The following is a 22,008-nucleotide window of genomic DNA, read 5'->3' on the forward strand; positions in this document are numbered from 1 at the left end:
CGAAAATGAAAAAGAACATTTTATTTATTGCATGGGTTGCATTATTCTCACTCTTTGCAAGCAACAGTCAGGCACAATCATTAAAGGATCTGCTCAACAAAGACAACATCTCCAAAGTAGTAAATGCCATCACCGGAACACCCGAAACGATAGACATGACAGGTACATGGACTTACAGCGGTTCGGCAGTAGAATTTGAATCGGACAATCTGCTGATGAAAGCAGGAGGAGCCGCAGCCGCCACGATGGCAGAAAACAAATTGAACGAGCAATTGAGTAAAGTGGGCATCAAAGAAGGACAAATGAGCTTCACGTTCAACGCCGACAGTACTTTCACCAGCACCGTCGGAAAAAAGAAACTGAACGGCACTTATTCGTACAATGCTTCCACCAAGCAGGTAGACTTAAAGTACTTGAAACTACTGAACCTGCACGCGAAAGTGAACTGCACTTCCAACTCTATGGATTTATTGTTCAACTCCGACAAGCTGCTTAAATTAATGACATTCCTTGGCAGCAAGACAAACAGCACAGCACTGAAAACTGTCAGCTCACTGGCTGAAAACTACGACGGGATGATGCTGGGATTCGGGTTGAAGAAATAGTGTTTTATTTGCAAAACCAAAAGCTCTGAAACGCCTTTTGGCAGGGCTCGAAAACCGAATCCTAACCGAAAGGGAAACCGAACCTTAACCAGTAGAGAAGAGTAGAGTATATAATTCTATTCTAAAGAAATAGAATTACTAAGAAAGAGAAGAAAGAATTTCGCCGCCGATTCACTTTCAGAACAGAAATGAATCAGACCAGTTCATCTTTGATTCGATGTTCTTTCTGTTCTTTACGTTGTTGAATGCGTTTGTACAACTTAACAATAAATGCTATGAAGTAATTCAACTCATAAAAGGGAGTCATATGATAGAAATCAAGTTTTGTTTTCATAATAGCTGGATTTTATGGGTTTGTTCCAAATATAGTAATTTTTTATGCGATAAACAAAAAATATGAGTATTCATTAGCGTGTTGAAATGAATTAATTTAGTGAACAGAGATCGGCAGTATTCACCTCGCTGCCCACTTCTGCTCGTCTCGGCGCTCAGCGTTTTTCGCCTCGCTGCTTACTCTCATTCAGCTCGGCGCTCAGTGTTCCCCACCTCGGTGGTCAGGATTGCCAAGCCCAAGGACGATGATAAACAGAAGTTATTTTATTCCCTTTTTCGATAAAATTAACTCTGCCGACGGGATAATTTCAGGGAAAAGCGTTACCTTTGGCGTTTGTAATCAATAAAAAGAAGGAAAAATGAAAAAGATACTTTTTTTAATGACCTTGTTAGTGGTAGGAGTAAGTTTCGCTTTTGCCCAGACTAACGCTGATATCAAGTTTGACAAAACAACACACGACTTTGGAAAATTCTCAGAAAACAGTCCGGTAGTAAGCTGCGTATTCACTTTCACTAATATCGGTGATGCTCCTTTAGTAATTCATCAGGCGGTAGCGTCTTGCGGATGCACAGTGCCCGAATATACCAAAGAACCGATCCAGCCGGGAAAGAAAGGTACAATCAAAGTAACTTACAACGGAACAGGTAAATATCCGGGACACTTCAAAAAGTCGATTACCCTGCGTACCAACGCAAAAACCGAAATGGTACGCCTCTATATCGAAGGCGATATGACCCCGAAAGACGAGAAGTAAGAAAAAATAGACATAACGTAAAGGAGAATCTTTCGATTCTCCTTTTTTTTTGTTTACTTTGAAGTCCATTAAGCATAAACTACTAAAAATATAATATGAAACAAGAAGAAGACAAATTCACCGGACTACCCGAGAACGCGTTCAGAGAGTTAAAAGCAGGAGAAGTGTACAATCCCCTGATGAGTCCTTCCAAAAATTATCCGGAAGTAAACTTCTGGTCAGTAACATGGGGTATCGCCATGGCCATCCTTTTCTCGGCAGCCGCCGCCTATCTGGGGCTGAAAGTGGGACAAGTATTCGAAGCCGCTATTCCGATAGCCATCATTGCCGTAGGAGTCTCCGGTGCAGCCAAAAGAAAAAATGCGTTAGGAGAAAATGTAATTATCCAGTCTATCGGAGCGTGTTCCGGTGTAATCGTTGCCGGAGCCATCTTTACCCTCCCCGCCCTTTATATCCTTCAAGTCAAATATCCTGAGATGACAGTCAGCTTTATGCAGGTATTTATCAGCTCGCTGCTGGGTGGTGTACTGGGTATCCTGTTTCTGATTCCTTTCCGCAAATATTTCGTCAGCGATATGCACGGCAAATATCCTTTCCCCGAAGCAACCGCTACTACACAGGTGCTGGTGTCCGGAGAAAAGAGCGGCAGCCAGGCCAAACCGCTGTTGATGGCGGGAATGATCGGTGGATTGTATGACTTCATCGTGGCCACTTTCGGCTGGTGGAACGAGAACTTCACCACCCGCGTATGCGGAGCCGGAGAAATGCTGGCTGAGAAAGCGAAACTGGTATTCAAAGTAAATACGGGAGCTGCCGTACTCGGTCTGGGCTATATCGTCGGACTGAAATATGCTTCCATCATCTGTGCCGGATCACTGGCAGTATGGTGGATCATCATTCCGGGAATGTCCGCCATCTGGGGAGACAGCGTGCTGAACGCATGGAACCCCGAAATCACTTCTACGGTAGGCATGATGAGCCCCGAAGAAATCTTCAAGTATTACGCCAAGAGCATCGGTATCGGCGGTATTGCCATGGCGGGTGTCATCGGTATCATCCGTTCGTGGGGAATCATCAAGAGTGCCGTCGGACTGGCTGCCAAAGAAATGGGCGGTAAAGGCAATGTAGAAAAGAATATCGTGCGTACACAGCGTGACCTTTCGATGAAAATCATCGCTATCGGCTCTATCCTTACGCTGATTCTGATCGTGCTGTTCTTCTACTTCGATATCATGCAGGGAAATATCGTCCATACGCTGGTAGCGATTGCGCTGGTAGCAGGCATTTCCTTCCTGTTCACGACGGTAGCTGCCAATGCGATTGCCATTGTAGGCACCAATCCGGTATCGGGAATGACATTGATGACACTGATTCTGGCTTCCGTAGTGATGGTAGCTGTCGGACTGAAAGGTCCTTCGGGCATGGTGGCCGCACTTGTGATGGGTGGTGTAGTATGTACGGCACTGTCTATGGCGGGCGGTTTCATCACCGACTTGAAAATCGGTTACTGGCTGGGTAGTACGCCCGCCAAACAGGAAACATGGAAATTCTTGGGAACCATCGTTTCTGCTGCCACGGTAGGCGGTGTAATGATTATACTGAACAAGACATACGGCTTCACCAGCAGCGCACTGGCTGCACCACAAGCCAATGCGATGGCGGCCGTTATCGAACCGCTGATGAGCGGCGTAGGCGCCCCCTGGTTGCTGTATGGCATCGGTGCAATCCTTGCTATCGTGCTGACATTCTTCAAGATTCCCGCACTGGCCTTTGCGCTGGGTATGTTTATTCCGTTGGAGCTGAATGTGCCGCTGGTAGTAGGCGGTGCCGTCAACTGGTATGTGACAAGCCGCAGCAAGGATACGGCACTCAATACGGAAAGAGGTGAAAAAGGAACATTGCTGGCATCCGGTTTCATTGCCGGAGGCGCATTGATGGGAGTAGTGAGCGCGGCAATGCGTTTCGGCGGTATCAATCTGGTCAACGAAGCCTGGCTGAACAATACCTGGTCGGAAGTGTTAGCATTAGGAGCTTACGCTTTATTGATCCTCTACTTTATCAAGGCTTCCATGAAAGTAAAATAAGATGAGGAAACTGTTATCTGTTATAGTATCACTTATGACTGCAATGACATTTGCACAACAGCCCGTCGAGCTACCTTTGTGGCCCGACGGTGCTCCCAACTCCAACGGACTGACCGGCGGGGAAAAGGAAGTGTCACCCCACAGAATCAGCAATGTCACCGACCCCACCATAACCGTTTACCGTGCACCGCAGCCGAACGGAATGGCTGTCATCATGTGTCCCGGAGGTGGCTACAGCCGCCTCGCCATGGATCATGAAGGGCACGATATGGCATCCTGGTTCTGCGGACAGGGCATCACTTACGTTGTATTAAAGTACCGGATGCCGAACGGTCATTGCGAAGTCCCTTTGTCGGATGCGGAAAGAGCAATTCGCATTGTACGCGAGCATGCCGGAGAATGGAATATCCATCCCCGCAAAATAGGAATCATGGGAGCATCCGCCGGAGGACATCTTGCCTCTACCCTTGCCACCCATTACAGTGCGGCATCGCGTCCCGACTTTCAGATTCTGCTTTATCCGGTGGTCACCATGACGCAAAGTACTCATGGCGGTTCGAGAAAAGAGCTTCTGGGCGGAAATCCGACCGCAGAACAAGAGGTACTCTTCTCCAACGAACTGCAAGTGACATCCGATACTCCGCAAGCCTTTATCGTCCTGTCTTCTGATGACGGTGCCGTGCCTCCTTCCAACGGAGTGAACTATTATCTCGCTTTACAGAAAAACAATGTTCCCGCATCGCTTCATGTCTACCCTACCGGCGGACATGGCTGGGGATTCCGGGACAACTTCAAGTATAAGCAACAATGGACACAGGAACTCGAAAAGTGGTTGCGTGACGGTGTCGTATTTCCGAAGGAAACAGCACCGATGCTGAGAATCGGAAAGACGTACCTTGGAACAAAGTATGTAGCCAACACACTGGATCAGGGAACGGAAGAAAAGTTAGTCATCCTGCCCCAGACGGTAGATTGCCTTACTTTCGTCGAATATACGCTGGCTCAGGCAATGGGATCTTCTTTTGCCGATAATCTGCAAAAGATACGTTATCGGGACGGTGTGATCGACGGATACACTTCGCGGTTGCACTATACCTCCGACTGGATTGAGAACGGTGTCCGCCAAGGATTTCTGGAAGACGTTACTGCACAAAACAGTACGCAGACCACCAAACTGTCTCTCTCTTATATGTCCACCCATCCCCAAAAGTACAGGCAACTGGCGGATTCGCCGGAGAACGTGAAACGGATGGCCGAGCATGAAAAGGCATTGTCCGGGAAAAAGGTACACTGGCTACCTAAAGGAAAACTCCCCGACGCAGGACTTCCGTGGATCATGGACGGTGATATCATCGCCATCACCACGAATCTTCCGGGACTGGATGTAGCTCATGTAGGGATAGCCGAATATATAAACGGAAAATTGCATTTGCTTCACGCCTCTTCTACGCTTGGCAAGGTTGTTGTCAGCGAAGAGCCTCTCAGCCAAATGCTTCGCAATAATAAATCATGGAGCGGCATACGTGTCGTCCGGATGTCTCACCCTTAAAACAAATGATTATGAAACGAGTAAAACATTTACTTCTCGCGTCGTGTCTGTTGCCTACTTTTCTGGGAGCACAGGGAGTGGCAAGCGCCTCTTTTCTGGAGATTACTCCGGATGCCCAATCGGCAGGTATGGCCGGCACAGGACTGGCTATCACTGACAATGGAAGCACGGCTATCTTTCATAACGCTTCCACCATCGCTTTCTCGCAGGATGTAATGGGTGCCAGCTACTCATACGCTGACATAAATAAAGACTTTGGAATGCATAGCGCATCCCTTTTCTACCGCATCGGACGGGAAGGGAAGCACGGATTTAGCGTAGGATTCCGTCACTACAAGGATGCTGATTTTCATTGGCAGGACGGTGCAGAAGATCATGCCCGCGCATGGAACGTGGAAGCCGCATACTTCAGAAATGTAGCCAAGAACCTGTCCCTTTCATTAACACTCAGATATCTGCAGGCAAAAGCCTATAAGGATGCGGACAGCAAAGGATCAGTCTCCGTGGACCTCGGTGCCAGCTACCATCGCAGCATGGGTATTCTGGACGAAATGGCTTCATGGACAATCGGATTTCAAGCCGCCAACCTGGGTAGCAAGCTGGACGGACAGAAACTGCCTGCCCGACTGGGACTGGGTGGTGCCATCGACCTGCCGTTCAGTATGGACAACCGCTTGCAGGTGGCTCTTGACTTCAATTACCTGCTCCCGTCCGAGTACCGCCATCTTCAAGCCGGCATCGGAGCGGAATATAATTTCCTGAAATATGGAATTATCCGTGGAGGATATCACTTCGGGGATAACGACAAAGGAACAGGCAACTACGGTACACTGGGCTGCGGAATCAACTTCTGGCCGATTCGCGCAGATTTCTCTTATGCACTGGCTGATAAAGACTGTTTCATGCATAAGACATGGCAGCTCGGCATTGGAATCGTTTTCTAGGCTTTTCCTTCGGGCAGTCCGCTAAGTTTTATCATTGAGCAGTTTGCTAAGCTCGCATTCAAGGCGTTGCTTCACTTCGTCCATAGGCACTTCGTGCTTCAGCTCCTGACGAAGAGAAGTGACGCCTTTATCTATAAAGCCACAAGGATGAATATAGCTGAAATAGCGTAAATCCGTATTCACATTCAGAGCCAGTCCGTGCATGGTAACATAATGACTGCTCCTCACTCCGATCGCACAAATCTTACGGGCACGGGGCGTACTCCCCTCCAGCCAGACACCTGTTGCTTTTTCAAGCCGTCCCGCTTCAATGCCATAGGAGGCACAGACACGTATCACAGCCTCTTCGAGCAGGTGCACATATTCCTTCAGCCCCAAATGAAACTCTTCCAGATTCAAGATCGGATAACAGACTAGCTGTCCGGGACCATGATACGTGATATCCCCTCCCCGATCTATACGGAAAAGGGTAGCCTGAATGGCTTTCAGCTGATCGTCATTCAACAGCATATTCTTTTCTTTTCCGCTACGTCCCAAAGTATAGACGTGCGGATGTTCGCACATAATAATACGGTTTTCATAGGGTTCTCCCTGCGCTTTTGCGCAGACAAGGGTATCAAACCATTCTGTCTGCCGCTGCCATGCCTCGGCGTATGGAATCAAATTCCAGTCTACTAATACAGTTTTCATGAGGACAAAAGTAAGAAATAAAAAGAAAAATCGTACATTTGCGGACCGAATATAACAAGCACTCTAAACCAAAGATAACAAACACTCTTATGAAAATGGAAGTTCCACAAGTAGATTTGCCTCTGGAGGTGTTGGCATGGACTAAAGTAACCGAAGATATTCTGAACATCTACAAACAATCGTGCCGGCTGCAGGCGTGTATTTTCGCCATCTGTACGGAAGGAACCATGAAAGTCTCCATCAATCTGTTGGAATACGAGGTTCACCCGAATGATCTGATTACATTACTTCCCGGAACAATCATACAGTTCCGTGAGAAAGCGGAAAAGGTTAGTCTTTGTTTTGCCGGATTCTCTGCGAAATGTATCGGACATATCAACTTGCTGACCACTATCGGGAACGCTTATCCCAAGCTGATAGAACAGCCGATCATCCCTCTTTCCGAGAATATCGCTGACTATCTGAAGGAATATTTTGCCTTGTTGTCTCATGCCAGTTGTGACGAGTCTTTCAAGATGGACTCCAAATTGGCGGACTTATCACTCCAGACTATTCTGACAAGCATCCAGCTGATGTACCGGAATTATTCGGGAAACAATCATTCGAACCGTAAGAAGGAGATTTGCCGGAAGTTGATTCAACTGATCACTGAACACTACAAAGACCAGCGTTGTGCACAGTTCTATGCCGATCAACTGGGAATCTCTCTGCAACATCTGAGCACCACCGTAAAACAAGTGACGGGGAAAAGTGTATTGGATACTATTGCTTATATTGTCATTATCGATGCCAAAGCGCAGCTAAAGGGTACGGATATGACTATTCAGGAGATAGCTTATTCGCTGAATTTCCCGAATCCCTCTTTCTTCTGCAAGTTCTTCAGACGGCATGTAGGGATGTCACCGCTGGAATTTAGAAATAGTTGAGTCCGTTACTTCTAAAATCAATGGATCAGTCCGAAATACCGTATTGGCTCCAAATGTACAGATTTGAGCCAACTATCCGCATGGATTCCCCTCCTTCTCGAAGGAGGGGTGCCCGTAGGGCGGGGTGGTAGGTAAAACAAGGTTATCTCTAATCCATTGTGAATGAAAAAATTGCGTATTCACCTACCACCTCCCCCTACGGGTACTCCTCCTTCCCGAAGGAGGAGATTTAAGATACTACCGACTTTTTAGTCGGCCCCATAAATCCATAAAAGAACGTTAAGCAGGCTCTCTTCTTAAATCTTCCTTCTTCCCAAACTCAACGAATTGAGCACTACACTCACACTAGAGAATGCCATGGCGGCACTTGCCAGCATCGGATTCAGCAACAATCCGTTTATAGGGAACAATACTCCGGCAGCGATAGGAATACCGATCAAGTTGTAGATAAATGCCCAGAAAAGGTTCTGATGAATCAGTCGTACAGTCTGCCTGGACAGTTCGAAGGCTTTAGGGAGTAACAGCAAGTCGGACGTCATCAGCGTCACCATAGCGACATCCATAGCAATATCCGTACCCTTTCCCATAGCAATGCTGACGTCAGCCAACGCCAGTGCCTGTGAGTCATTGATACCATCGCCCACCATTGCCACTTTCTTTCCCTGCATTTGCAGCTCACGCACAAATTCGGCTTTATCGTCCGGCAAGGCATCTGCCACAAATCGCTCGATACCCAGACGGGAAGAGACTGCCAGAGCCGTCCGCTGACCGTCACCGGTAAGCATACAGATATCAATGCCCTGACGTTTCAGTTCTTTCACTGCCTCGGCAGAAGTAGCCTTGATCGGGTCGGAAACGGCAATGATAGCCAAAAGTTCATTCTCACGTCCGAAGTATATGATTCCGTTTCCGTCTGATTCGTAGTGTACCAGCATATCAGCCATGACATCGCTTACTGTAGCGCTGAAATCTTTCAGAAGTTTATGGCTGCCCACCCAGTAAGTCTTACCTTGATAAGACACCTTTATACCTTTGCCTGTGATGCTTTCAAAACTGCTCAAAGGAGCGGGAGTTATCTTTTCCTCGTCTTGGAGTACGGCTACAATCGCGCCTGCCAACGGGTGTTCCGATTTCAGCTCGGCAGCAAGAAGTACATCTTTGAAGTGTTCTTCCTGCGGCTGTGCCCACAACCATCCGGTAGCGGTAGGATGTCCTTCGGTCAAAGTACCGGTTTTATCCAGTACCACCACATCTACCTTACGCATCTGCTCCAGAGCGACGGCGTCTTTTATCAGAATATGCTGTCCGGCAGCTTTACCGATTCCCACCATCAGCGCAGTAGGTGTGGCAAGTCCCAGAGCACAGGGACAGGCTATGACCAGAACGGATACAGCAGAAAGAATACCATAAGAAATATACTCACTGCCACCGATAGCTACCCACAGCACAAACGTCAGAATGGCAATTCCCAACACGACAGGAACGAAGATGCCTGTAATACGGTCTACGATACGCTGCACAGGAGCTTTGCTGCCTTGTGCTTCCTGCACCATGTGAATGATGCGTGCCAGCACAGTATCACTTCCCACCTGAGAAGCACGAATGATGAAGGAACCGCGCTGATTGATTGTTCCGGCAAGGACCTTATCGCCCTTTTTCTTCTCTACCGGAATCGGCTCACCGCTAATCATACTTTCATCCACATACGAATCGCCCTCCGAAAGCTGACCATCCACGGGAATCTGTTCGCCGGGACGGACTACCACCATATCGCCTACCTGCAACAGGTCTATTTGTATCTCTTCCTCTACCCCGCCACGCAATACACGTGCCACTTTAGGCTGCATTCCCATCAGTTTGCGAATGGCATCCGAGGTATTTCCTTTGGCGCGTTCCTCCATCATCTTTCCGGTCAGAACGAAGGCAATGATCACTGCGGAAGCTTCGTAATAGACGTGCGGTTCCAGTCCGCGATCTGTCCAGAACTGCGGAAAGAAAGTGTTGAACAAACTGAAAAGGAAGGCTATCGAGGTACTCAACGCAACCAGCGTATCCATATTGCTACGACCGATCTTCGCCTGTTTCCATGCCCCCGTGAAGAAACTTCCTCCGAAGAGCACCATTACCGGAATAGCAAGCAACATTTGTATCTCGTTAGAGTATGGCATATGCATTAATAACATCGAAAAGATAAGCAACGGCACTACAAATATCCACGCGCCGATCACTTTCCGTTTCAGACGAAGGTAGCGCTTATGCTGTTCTTCTTCCCGACGTTCTTCTTTATTCGCTTCTTCTACTATCAGATCATAACCGGCAGCAAGTACCGCTGCACGGATTTCTCCGGGGGTGAGCTTGTCGTCCTCATAAGAAATCGTCAATGTATTTGAAGCAAAGTTGACGGAAGCATCAACGACTCCCGGCAACTTTTTCACTGTCTTTTCTACATTGTTAGCGCATCCCGCACAATGCATATTAAGCACGGGAAACGCTTTTTTTGCTATATTACCCATATAATCCTTTACTCTTTAATTAATTAGTATTTATAAAACAAGCAAATACGGGTATTTGTTCGATTACTTCTTATCGGCCTTCTTATCGGCCTTCTTATCCTCTTTCTTAGATTCTTGTTTGCTATCTTTCTTGCCGTCCTGCTTGGTTTCCTTCACAAACTCGGCCTCATAATTGAACTTCTTGAATCCTGCCTGCAACTTCTTCACATCTGCCTTTTCGGCATCGTAGGTGATGGACACGGTTTTGTTCTTCAGTTCGGTGGAAAGTTCCTTCACGCCTTTCTCGAAGCGCATGTTATTTTTCACTTTCTTCTCGCAGTTCTCGCAGTGCATCTGAGAGACTTTGAATACTACTACACGGATATCCTTTGCCAACACGGCTGCTACGCTCAAAAGAGCCACCACGCAAGTGGCCATCCATCTTTTTATTCTCATTTTTCTTATTCGTTTAATGGTTATTATTCATTTCTTGCCAGATTGAAACGTATTCCGATATAGGCTTTTGCCCCGTGCACAGGTCCCCATATCATCGTTGAGTCGAAGTTTCCTCCCCACGGGTTTGCTGCGTCAATGATCGGATTCTTCTGTTTGAAGTTTGTCAGGTTCTCCCCTCCTATGTAGACAGACCAGCGGCGGAAATAGCGGGTAATCTGGGCACTCAGTTGCTCGAAGCTGCCATAGCGGCGCTCCCAAGATAGCTGACCGTCTGCCAACTCATAAGGGGAAGGCATTCTTCCTCCGCCATTGAGCTGAAGCGTAGCATCAAACTGCCATATTCCGAGTGGAGTCTGGTACGAAGCGGTCAGCAGTCCTTTGTATTTGCTGGTCAACGGTTTCTCCATCCGTTGGCCTTTGTAGGTGGTCTGAGCATCCGTCAGACGGTAAGCTCCCGTCAAGGTAAATCCTTTAAAGAAAGGATAGCTTGCCTCTACTTGGAATACATGCGAATAGGAACGCCCGTCCAGATTGTAAAAGGCTACTTCGTGAGGATTACTGTCCATATCCACTACGACTTGCTTCAGGAAGTCTGTGTAATAATATTCGGCATTGATATTCAGCGTTTTGCCAAATACAGGTACGTAGGTAGATACACTGGCACCATAGTTCCATGCTTCTTCCATGTCCAGTCCTTTCGCTATTTCGACCTTTCGGCTACTGGAAAGCAGGTAGTTATTTTCTGCCAGTACATGATTCGTACGATAACCTTTTCCGGCAGAGAGGCGGAAGTGTACGTACTCATTCGGATTGTATTTAAGATGTGCACGGGGAGTCACAAAGAAACCGTGCTCATTGCTATAGTCACCACGCAGACCTGCCATCAGCATCCACTGATCATTCAGATTCAGCGTGTATTGCGCATAGGCTCCGGGAACCGCTTCTTTGGCAAAAGCCTTGATGAGCGGCAATTCCGTTTGATTCTCCAACCGATAATGCTGGTCATAAGCGTCATAGTTGAAACTCAGCCCCGCCGAGAAACTGTTCTGCTTATTAAACTCTGTTTCAAACATCAAAGAGGCATACACATTTGTCTGGTCTACATTGTATAGTTTTCGTCCGTACATGGCATCCTGATTGTGCCAACTGGCAGAAAGAATCAGTGCCAGATTCGTATTCTTCTTCTTATTAAATATATAAGCATTCTTGGTGAAAAGTTCGTAACGTTCGGTATCGATTCCTACTTTATAAAGATCACCCGTCTGCATATCCGTATGATGTGCCTGCCCGCTAGTGCGACTTTCGGAAAGGGCCTTGAAGCCTGCCTGAAAGACATAATGATCTCCCATATAGGCCCATCGGTTCCACACGTTATACTGCTCTACTTGGGGGATATCCACGAAGCCGTCATCATTGCCGTCGTGCGCTTTGGTTTCGTTTTCATAATGCGCCAGTAAAGAGGTACTCCAACGTTTTGACAACTTTAAGGTGGCGTCCGCATTCGCCTCATACCGGTTGGTACTGCTTGCGAAAAGATTGGCAGATACCCAATCGGCCTCCGGCAACTGCGGCTTTTTGAACTCTACATTAATCTGTCCCGTGATGGCTTCGTAACCATTCTTCACTGATGAGATTCCTTTGGAAACCTGTATGCTTTGCATCCACGGACCGGGAACATATCCCAGACCATAAGGAGATGCCGCACCGCGATAGTTCGGGATATTCTCTGTGAGCATCTGTACATAAGTTCCGGACAATCCGAGCAGTTTGATCTGCTTGGCTCCCGTTGCCGCATCCGAATAGCTCACGTCCACCGAAGGGTTGGTCACGAAACTTTCTCCCAGATTACAGCAGGCAGCCCTGCTCAATTCGGCACTGCTTATCATCTCTTCGTTCATCACGCTGCTGCGCAACTTCATCGTTCCCATTCTGCGGCTGACTACATTTACTTCATTCAGTTCTACACCTTCTCGAAGGGTAATGTCCAGTTCCTGATTCTTCTTGCTGACATGAATCGTGTCATTCTGAAAACCGATAAAACTGATTACCAGCATGTGACTCTTCGAAGGTTTGGAGATAGAAAAGCTGCCATCTTCCTTGGTAGTTACACCCTGCTCCGTATTCACCCAGAATACATTAGCACCCGGAACAGGCTCTCCGGTATTATCTTTGACTATTCCCCGCACCTGCGCTTGTGTCGTAACTGCAAGTAATGAGAACAGTCCCATTATTATATATTTCATTCTTTCTTGGACTTAGTTTTGCGATACAAAATTAATTCATTTCTCTTGCAACTGAGTTGCATTCATTCTCCTTGTTTTCATACCCTGCAAAGGCTGAAAACAAAGTACAATCGGACAAAAAAGATGAAATAACAGCTAAATCAGAAAAACGGAATGTAACGCCAGCTTCTGCCTCGGACAGGGAGATGGCGGAGAAGGAAGACTGGAAAAGTCCACCGTCCGGTCTATAGAAGTGAAAGCAAATAGCTGACAATACTGTTCACAGAAAAGTGTTATCACCGGAACGGAAACTGTCAGTTCGGAAATATGCTTCATCAAATCGGGTTTATAGATAGTTGCCGTACAGCCCTTTTCTCTACAATCTTTCTTTGAATCGCAAGTATGAGACTTCTTACATTTGGGACAGCCATCGGCACAACAGCCCTGCACAGTCTCACAACGGGAACAGCAATAATGAACAATAGATACTCCCGCCCCTGAATAGATAATCAGGAGAGAAAGGATCACTGCTGTTATGTAGGCTAGTCTCTTCATTTCGGGAGACAAAGATAAGGTATTCCGGCAACAATATCAAATTAAATAATTCTCCATTTTTATTCGTACTACTGATATTATCCGTATATTTGACCGCATATTAGTTCTTTTAAATACATCATGTCATGGAATATCATCGTATATCTTTCATCCACAACGATACAGAGTATTCGTTCATTAAAGCTATAAACGGGAACTTAACAGGATACGCTTTAATGTCAGCTTGCCGGATAGAAGTCGTCAATTATATGAAAGAAAATAACTTGAAAGGCAGCTATATACTAACCGGAATGTCAAAGGCTTAATCACATGAAAGCTAAAAGAGAGCAGATATTAATCAGAACTTCCTGGATAAGTACTATTGGTAATGCCATACTTTCCACATCAAAAATCATCGTAGGTTTATGGGCCGGCAGTCTTGCCGTGCTAGGCGACGGTATTGATTCGGCAACGGATGTGATCATCTCCATTGTCATGATTTTCACAGCACGCATTATCAGCCAGCCGCCTTCCAAGAAGTACGTATTCGGCTATGAGAAAGCCGAAGGGATTGCGACTAAAATTCTTTCGCTTGTGATATTCTATGCAGGGGTGCAAATGTTGATATCATCTATCGGAAGTATCTTTTCCGAAGAAGCAAAAGAAATTCCGTCAGCCATTGCTATATACGTCACGATCTTTTCGATTATCGGCAAACTTCTCCTGGCTTTATATCAGTACAAACAAGGGAAAAAGATAGATAGCTCCATGCTGACGGCCAATGCCATCAATATGCGCAATGATGTTATCATTTCCTCCAGTGTGCTGCTGGGACTGATATTCACGTTCATATTCAAACTGCCTATACTCGACTCCATCACAGGACTAATCATCAGCCTCTTTATCATAAAATCTTCGATTGGCATTTTCATCGATTCGAATGTGGAATTGATGGATGGCGTCAAAGATGTCAATGTGTACAATAAGATATTCGAAGCAGTAGAAACAGTTCCCGGTGCGAGCAACCCACACCGGGTAAGATCAAGAATGATCGGGAATCTTTATATGATTACCCTCGATATCGAGGTAAATCCGCAGATAACCATCACACAGGCCCATCAGATAGCCGACGCTGTGGAGAAAAGCATAAAAAGCTCTATAGACAATGTCTATGATATCTTAGTACACGTGGAACCTGCCGGCGAATGTCAGACAGACGAGAAATTTGGTATTGACAAGGGTATGGTGAATTGACGGAAGGCGTTAAGGAGCAAGTATATGCTCCCCCGAAGCTGTTATGATTACTCCACCACAATCACTGACCACCGTCTCGTGCTTTCCATCCGGAGTGACTATGATGGAACCAGTCTGTATGATATGCTTTCCGTCCGTCGTCACACGTATGCGGGCGCTTGTTTCTTCTTTTTCTTTCTTTTCCTTCTTTGCAGATTCCTCCTCTTCCTTATCCTCTATGGCTCTGTTCCGGTCCATACAGCCATTGGTATGATAACTTTTCATCTTAGTCACCCGGTCATCAACGAACCAGATATTAACGACTCCTGCAATACTTGACTCGGAAGTACGAAATTCCAGCATCTCACTCTCTTCGTCAAAACTTCGATAGCTCGGTTTACCCATAATAGCTATTACTTCTTTTGAAGACATCCCACGTTGGATAATACTCAAATTCTCATAAGTAATTCTGCTTGCATAACAACTGCTGAGCAATATCACCAGCAGCAAAGACATAAGGATCTGACTCTTTTTCATAATAGGTATAGTTTAGTAGTTTTTTTGAATACCCCAAATGTAGTATGAGAAAATTCCCTTCGCAAAGACTTCTTCCTACTTGCAAATAGGAATTTCCCTATCTATGAAAAACGACAGGTATAACCTATGACTACTAACATTTCTTCTCTCAACTATCCTATTGGCTTATCTATCATACCGTCCGCCACAGAGAATCAATGACTGCATACCTTACTGATATCAACCGTAAATTCCTCACCGGCAGGCATGAACTTCCCTTTTCGTTTAAGAAATCCGATCAGTTCGTCCACTTCCATATTATCTGCCGAACAAGTATAAAAACGCTGATGTTCGCCAAACTTCTCTACGATTGCAGCCCTCAGAGATGCCTCAGTATAACTATTTCCCTCCATCATGTGAAGGACTTCGTGTGCATGTAACTGTTCCATAATCTATTTTTTCTGCAAAGATAAGTACGGCGTACAGATTAAAACTGTAACATATGATACAGAAGCAAGAAAAAAAGAATCATTAACAATGGCATCCCCTATATACATTGCCGAAGAAAGTAGCTGAATATTTTTCCTTTTTTATTCGCAGTATTCGGTAATTTCATTTATATTTGTCGATAGTGATAGATATGATCAATGTTGAATTTATAGAAAAAACGAGTATGAAAAAACAATATGTCAGTCTGCTTGCGGTTATACTTTCGGTAAGCGGCTTTTTGTTTTCTTGTCATGACAAGATGAACAAAAACACGGGAGCATTACAATTCGATAGTATACAGGTTAACGAGACGGCACACCTCTTTAATGACACCGCCAAACCCGCGTGCAATATTATCATCAACTTCGCCTATCCCGTCAAGTCGTCGGACGAGATGCTGAAAGACAGTCTGAACGCTTACTTCATCTCCGTCTGCTTCGGAGACAAATATATCGGCGAAAAGCCAGAAGCGGTAGTGAAGCAATACGCCAAGAATTACATTGACGAGTATCGCCACGACCAAGAGCCGATGTACGCCGAAGACGAAAAGAATAAAGAAAGCGATGCAGTGGTAGGCGCATGGTACTCCTATTACAAGAGCATCGAAAGCCACGTGCAACTTTATGAGAAAGACCTGCTAGTATATCGCGTTGACTACAACGAATATACCGGAGGCGCACACGGTATGTATATGTCGACTTTCCTGAACATGGATCTCACTCTGATGCGTCCGCTCCGCCTCGATGATATTTTTGTAGGCGACTTCCAGGAAGCCCTGACGGATCTGATCTGGAACCAACTGATGGCTGACAACAAAGTAACTACTCACGAAGCGCTGGAAGACATGGGATATGCTTCGACCGGAGACATCGCCCCGACAGAGAACTTCTATCTGAGTAAAGAAGGTATCACCTTCTACTATAATATATACGACATCACACCGTACTCGATGGGACCTGTCAAAGTTACCATTCCATACTCTATGATGGAACATCTGCTGGGCAGCAACCCAATTCTTGGAGACCTGAAAGATTAAACAGCTATTAAAAGATTGAACACCAATGAATATCCTGTTGTTATTGCCCCGTGTGATGCAGAAGGATATTCATTTCACTTATAAATCAAAATTCACCATTCAAAATACTTAAAGTGGAAATCATACTGAAATATTTTCCGGATCTGACGGAAGAGCAGCGTAAACAGTTTGCCGCTCTATACGACCTCTACATCGACTGGAATGCGAAAATCAACGTTATCTCCCGCAAAGACATCGAAAATCTGTACGAGCATCATGTTCTCCATTCATTAGGCATCGCCAAAGTGATTCAATTCCGTCCCGGAACCAAGGTCATGGATTTGGGTACAGGAGGAGGATTTCCCGGCATTCCGCTCGCCATCCTGTTCCCCGAAACCAAGTTTCATCTGGTAGACAGCATCGGCAAGAAAGTACGTGTGGCGACAGAAGTGGCCAATGCCATCGGACTGAAAAACGTCACTTTCCGTCATGCCCGTGCCGAAGAGGAAAAACAACTGTTCGACTTCGTCGTGAGCCGTGCCGTAATGCCTTTGGCGGATCTGATCAAGATCATCAAAAAGAACATTTCCCCCAAGCAGCAGAATGCTATGCCCAACGGACTGATCTGTCTCAAAGGAGGCGAACTGGAGCATGAAACGATGCCGTTCAAGCATAAAACAGTCATCCACAGCCTGAGCGAAAACTTCGAGGAAGAGTTCTTTGAAACAAAGAAGGTAGTATATTCACAAATATAGGAATCAGGAGTTATCAAAACCATGAAAATAAAGAGATTTGAGTTTAATATGTTTCCCGTAAATTGCTACGTTTTATGGGATGACACAAAAGAGGCGGTTGTCATCGATCCGGGCTGCTTCTACGAAGAGGAAAAACAAGCACTAAAGAAGTTCATCCTCACCAATGAGTTAACAGTGAAACATCTGCTGAATACTCACTTACATCTGGATCACATCTTCGGCAATCCGTTTATGCTGAAAGAGTTCGGTCTGTCGGCAGAAGCCAATAAGGCGGATGAGTTCTGGATCGATGAAGCTCCGAAACAGAGCCGTATGTTCGGCTTCCAATTGCAGGAAGAACCGGTTCCGTTGGGGAAATATCTGCATGACGGAGATATCATCACTTTCGGACACACCAAACTGGAAGCAATCCATGTCCCCGGACATTCGCCCGGTAGCCTGGTGTATTATTGCAAGGAAGAAAACTGCATGTTCTCCGGCGACGTATTGTTTCAAGGCAGCATCGGTCGTGCCGATCTGTCGGGTGGCAACTTCGACGAACTGATCGATCATATTTGCAGCCGTTTATTCGTACTTCCCAACGAGACAGTCGTATACCCCGGACATGGTGCGCCAACGACCATCGGAATGGAGAAGGCAGAGAATCCATTTTTCAGATAAAAAAGAATACAAGTATTAGGTATTAAGTATTAACCGTAGCTTCTGGCATATTTATCCGCATGGATAATACTTAATACCTAATACTTAATACTTAAAAACATCCCCCATAAATTATGAAAACAGATTTGTTAGCTAGCCGTCACATCGGCATCAATGAAGAAGACACAGCCGTGATGCTCCGCAAAATAGGCGTAGACTCACTGGATGAACTGATCAACAAAACCATCCCTGCCAACATCCGACTGAAGGAACCGCTGGCACTGGCCAAGCCGTTGACGGAATACGAATTTGGAAAACACATTGCCGACCTGGCAAGTAAAAACAAACTGTATACGACATACATCGGATTGGGGTGGTATAATACGATTACTCCTGCCGTTATCCAACGGAATGTATTCGAAAATCCCGTATGGTATACTTCTTACACGCCTTATCAGACAGAAGTGTCGCAAGGAAGACTGGAAGCGTTGATGAATTTCCAGACTGCCGTCTGTGACCTCACCGCTATGCCGCTCGCCAACTGCTCACTGCTGGATGAAGCGACTGCCGCCGCCGAAGCCGTAACCATGATGTATGCTCTGCGTTCGCGTGCCCAACAGAAAGCAGGTGCCAACATAGTCTTTGTGGACGAAAACATCTTCCCGCAGACCTTGGCAGTAATGACCACACGTGCCATTCCACAAGGCATCGAATTGCGCACAGGCAAATATAAAGAGTTTGAACCCTCACCGGAAATCTTCGCCTGCATCCTGCAATATCCTAACTCCAGCGGTAATGTGGAAGACTATGCCGACTTCACAAAAAAGGCACATGAAGCAGACTGCAAAGTTGCCGTTGCCGCTGACATTCTGAGTCTTGCCCTGCTGACTCCTCCGGGAGAATGGGGAGCGGATATCGTATTCGGTACAACACAACGTCTGGGTACACCAATGTTTTACGGTGGCCCTTCGGCAGCCTACTTCGCCACACGTGACGAGTACAAGCGGAACATGCCGGGACGCATCATCGGATGGTCCAAAGACAAATACGGCAAACTCTGCTACCGAATGGCTTTGCAGACACGCGAACAGCATATCAAACGCGAAAAAGCCACTTCCAATATTTGCACGGCTCAGGCATTACTCGCTACGATGGCAGGTTTCTACACTGTATATCACGGACAGGAAGGAATCAGAACGATTGCTTCGCGTATTCATAGCATCACTGTCTTCCTCGACAAGCAATTAAAGAAATTCGGATATACGCAAGTCAATGCACAATATTTCGATACGCTACGTTTCGAGTTGCCGGAACACGTTTCGGCGCAGCAGATTCGCACGATCGCACTAAGCAAGGAAGTGAACCTGCGCTATTACGAGAACGGAGACGTAGGTTTCAGCATCGATGAAACGACAGATGTAGCAGCTACGAACGTGTTGCTTTCCATCTTTGCCATTGCCGCCGGGAAAGATTATCAGAAGGTAGAGGACGTGCCGGAAAAGAGCAATATTGACAAAGCACTGAAACGCACCACGCCTTTCCTCACGCACGAGGTGTTCTCCAACTATCATACGGAAACGGAAATGATGCGCTACATCAAACGTCTGGATCGGAAGGATATTTCATTGGCCCAGTCCATGATTTCCCTCGGATCGTGTACGATGAAGCTCAACGCAGCCGCTGAAATGCTTCCTTTAAGCCGTCCGGAGTTTATGAGCATGCATCCGTTGGTGCCGGAAGATCAGGCGGAAGGATATCGTGAATTGATCAGCAATTTGAGCGAGGACTTGAAGGTTATTACCGGATTTGCAGGTGTCAGCCTGCAGCCGAACTCGGGTGCTGCGGGAGAATATGCCGGTCTGCGAGTTATCCGTGCGTATCTTGAAAGTATTGGTCAAGGACATCGCAACAAAATATTGATTCCGGCTTCGGCACACGGTACGAATCCTGCATCTGCCATACAAGCCGGATTTGAAACCGTCACCTGCGCTTGCGACGAGCAAGGAAACGTAGATATGGGCGACCTGCGTGCCAAAGCCGAAGAGAACAAGGAAGCACTGGCTGCACTGATGATCACCTATCCGTCAACGCATGGTATCTTCGAGACGGAAATAAAGGAAATCTGTGAAATCATCCACGCTTGTGGCGCACAAGTATATATGGATGGTGCCAACATGAATGCACAGGTAGGATTAACCAATCCGGGATTTATAGGTGCAGACGTTTGTCACTTGAATTTGCACAAGACGTTTGCTTCACCACATGGCGGCGGCGGTCCGGGTGTAGGCCCTATCTGTGTAGCTGAGCATCTGGTTCCATTCTTGCCGGGACATTCGATCTTCGGCAGTACGCAAAATCAGGTTTCCGCAGCTCCGTTCGGCAGTGCGGGTATCTTGCCTATCACATACGGCTACATCCGGATGATGGGTACCGAAGGCTTGACTCAGGCTACTAAAATAGCCATTCTCAATGCCAACTATCTGGCTGCCTGTCTAAAAGATACTTACGGTATTGTTTATCGGGGAGCTACCGGTTTCGTCGGACATGAAATGATTCTGGAATGCCGCAAGGTACATGAAGAAACGGGTATCTCAGAAAATGACATCGCGAAGCGTCTGATGGACTACGGCTATCATGCACCGACTCTCTCCTTCCCTGTTCACGGCACATTGATGATTGAACCTACTGAAAGCGAAAGCCTGGCGGAGTTGAACAACTTTATAGACGTCATGCTGAATATATGGAAAGAAATCCAGGAAGTGAAAAACGAAGAAGCAGATAAGAATGATAATGTATTAGTCAACGCCCCGCATCCGGAATATGAAATTGTGAATGATAACTGGGAACATTCCTACACACGTGAGAAAGCAGCGTATCCGATAGAAAGCGTGCGTGAGAATAAGTTCTGGGTGAATGTGGCTCGCGTAGACAATACGTTGGGAGACCGGAAATTATTGCCGACCCGCTACGGAACGTTCGAATAAGAAGAAGCTTTCAAAGGAAATCCGTACATGAAAAAATAAGCCCGGAGCTCAGCAAATGTGAGCTCCGGGCTTACCTTTGTTAAGCACCGAGCGTATTCCAATAAGCACCGAGCTAAATGAACATAAGAAGCGACTCCGAAACCTTACGGTTATCATGCTGCTCTTCATTCCATTCCATGTTTGTCGAAAACATAGTCTGGTTCTATCTGACAACAGTCACTGTTCCGGCTTTTACCATTTTCTCCCTTAGTGAGATTTTAGGATCAACATATCCTAAAGCTACACAGCCATATACTTTATGATTCTCCGGTACACCCAAAGAGCTTATAAATTCACGAACTTCGGGATCATCGCAAGTCGTACCCAACTGATTGATCCAGCAAGATCCGATTCCCAGAGAATGGGCAGCCAAAAACATATTCTCAATCGCGCAGGCACAATCCATGCCGGCCCACCATTGAGTGGGTTCGTTGGACACGATCACCAAAGTCGGGGCATGATAATAACAGCAATACGCCTTGCTATGACCACGTTCCTGTAATTTCGGTTCATCGCTTTTAGCAAAAGCGCCTTTAATCCGTTCATTCAATTCTGCCAGTTTATCTGCATTCTGAATAGCGGTAAAATGCCATGTCTCCAAATGCATCCCACTGGGTGCAAAAGTGGCAGCTTCCAGAATAGCCTGTAAGTCTTCTTCCGAAACTTGCCGGTCAGTATAAGCCCGTACACTACGACGTGCTTTGATATTTTCTAAAACTTCATTCGTTTTCATATACTATATTTACTA

At 46.3% G+C, this 22,008-nt stretch carries 20 protein-coding genes; 12 read left to right on the forward strand and 8 right to left on the reverse strand.

Annotated elements, in window-relative coordinates:
• The first annotated feature begins 5 nt into the window (after positions 1-5).
• The 5 genes from NBH01_RS16860 (at position 6) to NBH01_RS16880 (ending at position 6,270) form a co-directional block, all read left to right on the forward strand.
• On the forward strand, positions 6-605 hold the full coding sequence (locus tag NBH01_RS16860; RefSeq protein WP_008763505.1) for a DUF4923 family protein: 600 nt from the start codon (positions 6-8) through the stop codon (positions 603-605).
• Positions 606-1,297: 692 nt separating this feature from the next.
• The gene (locus NBH01_RS16865; protein ID WP_008763504.1) at positions 1,298-1,693 is read left to right on the forward strand and encodes a DUF1573 domain-containing protein; all 396 of its coding nucleotides are present in this window, start codon (positions 1,298-1,300) and stop codon (positions 1,691-1,693) included.
• A gap of 95 nt (positions 1,694-1,788) precedes the next feature.
• Positions 1,789-3,777, forward strand: a complete 1,989-nt coding sequence (locus NBH01_RS16870) for an OPT family oligopeptide transporter (RefSeq protein ID WP_250700199.1) — start codon at positions 1,789-1,791, stop codon at positions 3,775-3,777.
• A 1-nt stretch (position 3,778) separates the two neighbouring features.
• A complete protein-coding gene (locus NBH01_RS16875; protein WP_234140953.1) occupies positions 3,779-5,326 on the forward strand; it encodes an N-acetylmuramoyl-L-alanine amidase-like domain-containing protein in 1,548 nt (515 codons plus the stop codon).
• A gap of 11 nt (positions 5,327-5,337) precedes the next feature.
• Positions 5,338-6,270 (forward strand): PorV/PorQ family protein, encoded by a 933-nt coding sequence (locus tag NBH01_RS16880; RefSeq protein ID WP_008765856.1) that lies wholly within the window; start codon positions 5,338-5,340, stop codon positions 6,268-6,270.
• A 21-nt stretch (positions 6,271-6,291) separates the two neighbouring features.
• Here the strand turns inward: NBH01_RS16880 and lipB are convergent, their stop codons facing one another.
• Entirely contained in the window at positions 6,292-6,960 is a 669-nt protein-coding gene (gene lipB, locus NBH01_RS16885) for a lipoyl(octanoyl) transferase LipB (protein ID WP_234140954.1), read from the reverse strand.
• An 89-nt stretch (positions 6,961-7,049) separates the two neighbouring features.
• On the opposite strand from lipB, the gene NBH01_RS16890 reads away from it, so the two are divergent.
• Positions 7,050-7,886: a helix-turn-helix domain-containing protein gene (locus NBH01_RS16890; RefSeq protein WP_008765858.1), complete on the forward strand. Its 837-nt coding sequence runs from the start codon at positions 7,050-7,052 to the stop codon at positions 7,884-7,886.
• Positions 7,887-8,182: 296 nt separating this feature from the next.
• On the opposite strand, the gene NBH01_RS16895 is transcribed toward NBH01_RS16890, so the two are convergent.
• The 4 genes from NBH01_RS16895 to NBH01_RS16910 form a co-directional block, all read right to left on the reverse strand.
• Positions 8,183-10,399, reverse strand: coding sequence for a heavy metal translocating P-type ATPase (locus tag NBH01_RS16895; protein WP_008765859.1), 2,217 nt, complete (start codon positions 10,397-10,399; stop codon positions 8,183-8,185).
• Positions 10,400-10,462: 63 nt separating this feature from the next.
• A complete protein-coding gene (locus NBH01_RS16900; RefSeq protein ID WP_225680563.1) occupies positions 10,463-10,834 on the reverse strand; it encodes a heavy-metal-associated domain-containing protein in 372 nt (123 codons plus the stop codon).
• 23 nt (positions 10,835-10,857) lie between these two features.
• Positions 10,858-13,077 carry a TonB-dependent receptor gene (locus NBH01_RS16905; protein WP_055300592.1) on the reverse strand — a complete coding sequence of 740 codons (2,220 nt, stop codon included), beginning with the start codon at positions 13,075-13,077 and terminating at the stop codon, positions 10,858-10,860.
• A gap of 135 nt (positions 13,078-13,212) precedes the next feature.
• On the reverse strand, positions 13,213-13,611 hold the full coding sequence (locus NBH01_RS16910) for a hypothetical protein (protein ID WP_011107631.1): 399 nt from the start codon (positions 13,609-13,611) through the stop codon (positions 13,213-13,215).
• A 125-nt stretch (positions 13,612-13,736) separates the two neighbouring features.
• Between NBH01_RS16910 and NBH01_RS16915 the strand changes: the two genes are divergently transcribed.
• Complete coding sequence (locus NBH01_RS16915; protein WP_008765862.1) at positions 13,737-13,916, forward strand: hypothetical protein; 180 nt, start codon at positions 13,737-13,739, stop codon at positions 13,914-13,916.
• A 4-nt stretch (positions 13,917-13,920) separates the two neighbouring features.
• The gene (locus NBH01_RS16920; RefSeq protein ID WP_103877782.1) at positions 13,921-14,844 is read left to right on the forward strand and encodes a cation diffusion facilitator family transporter; all 924 of its coding nucleotides are present in this window, start codon (positions 13,921-13,923) and stop codon (positions 14,842-14,844) included.
• Positions 14,845-14,853: 9 nt separating this feature from the next.
• On the opposite strand, the gene NBH01_RS16925 is transcribed toward NBH01_RS16920, so the two are convergent.
• Together NBH01_RS16925 and NBH01_RS16930 are read right to left on the reverse strand one after the other, a co-directional pair.
• Positions 14,854-15,360, reverse strand: a complete 507-nt coding sequence (locus tag NBH01_RS16925; protein WP_022471110.1) for a hypothetical protein — start codon at positions 15,358-15,360, stop codon at positions 14,854-14,856.
• Between the two features lie 194 nt (positions 15,361-15,554).
• On the reverse strand, positions 15,555-15,788 hold the full coding sequence (locus tag NBH01_RS16930; RefSeq protein ID WP_008763492.1) for a YecH family metal-binding protein: 234 nt from the start codon (positions 15,786-15,788) through the stop codon (positions 15,555-15,557).
• Positions 15,789-16,012: 224 nt separating this feature from the next.
• Between NBH01_RS16930 and NBH01_RS16935 the strand changes: the two genes are divergently transcribed.
• The 4 genes from NBH01_RS16935 (at position 16,013) to gcvP (ending at position 21,221) form a co-directional block, all read left to right on the forward strand.
• Entirely contained in the window at positions 16,013-16,864 is an 852-nt protein-coding gene (locus tag NBH01_RS16935) for a DUF3298 and DUF4163 domain-containing protein (RefSeq protein WP_016267722.1), read from the forward strand.
• A gap of 113 nt (positions 16,865-16,977) precedes the next feature.
• Positions 16,978-17,598 (forward strand): 16S rRNA (guanine(527)-N(7))-methyltransferase RsmG, encoded by a 621-nt coding sequence (rsmG, locus tag NBH01_RS16940; RefSeq protein ID WP_008765865.1) that lies wholly within the window; start codon positions 16,978-16,980, stop codon positions 17,596-17,598.
• Between the two features lie 21 nt (positions 17,599-17,619).
• The gene (locus NBH01_RS16945; protein ID WP_008763490.1) at positions 17,620-18,258 is read left to right on the forward strand and encodes an MBL fold metallo-hydrolase; all 639 of its coding nucleotides are present in this window, start codon (positions 17,620-17,622) and stop codon (positions 18,256-18,258) included.
• A 113-nt stretch (positions 18,259-18,371) separates the two neighbouring features.
• Complete coding sequence (gene gcvP, locus NBH01_RS16950) at positions 18,372-21,221, forward strand: aminomethyl-transferring glycine dehydrogenase (protein WP_250700200.1); 2,850 nt, start codon at positions 18,372-18,374, stop codon at positions 21,219-21,221.
• A 202-nt stretch (positions 21,222-21,423) separates the two neighbouring features.
• Here gcvP and NBH01_RS16955 read toward each other — a convergent pair whose 3' ends face one another.
• Positions 21,424-21,993, reverse strand: a complete 570-nt coding sequence (locus NBH01_RS16955; RefSeq protein WP_061473813.1) for a nitroreductase family protein — start codon at positions 21,991-21,993, stop codon at positions 21,424-21,426.
• Between the last annotated feature and the right edge of the window lie 15 nt (positions 21,994-22,008).

The organism is Bacteroides sp. B1-V-101 (genome assembly GCF_023656585.1).
In the GTDB taxonomy this organism is placed as follows: Bacteria; Bacteroidota; Bacteroidia; order Bacteroidales; family Bacteroidaceae; genus Bacteroides; species Bacteroides thetaiotaomicron.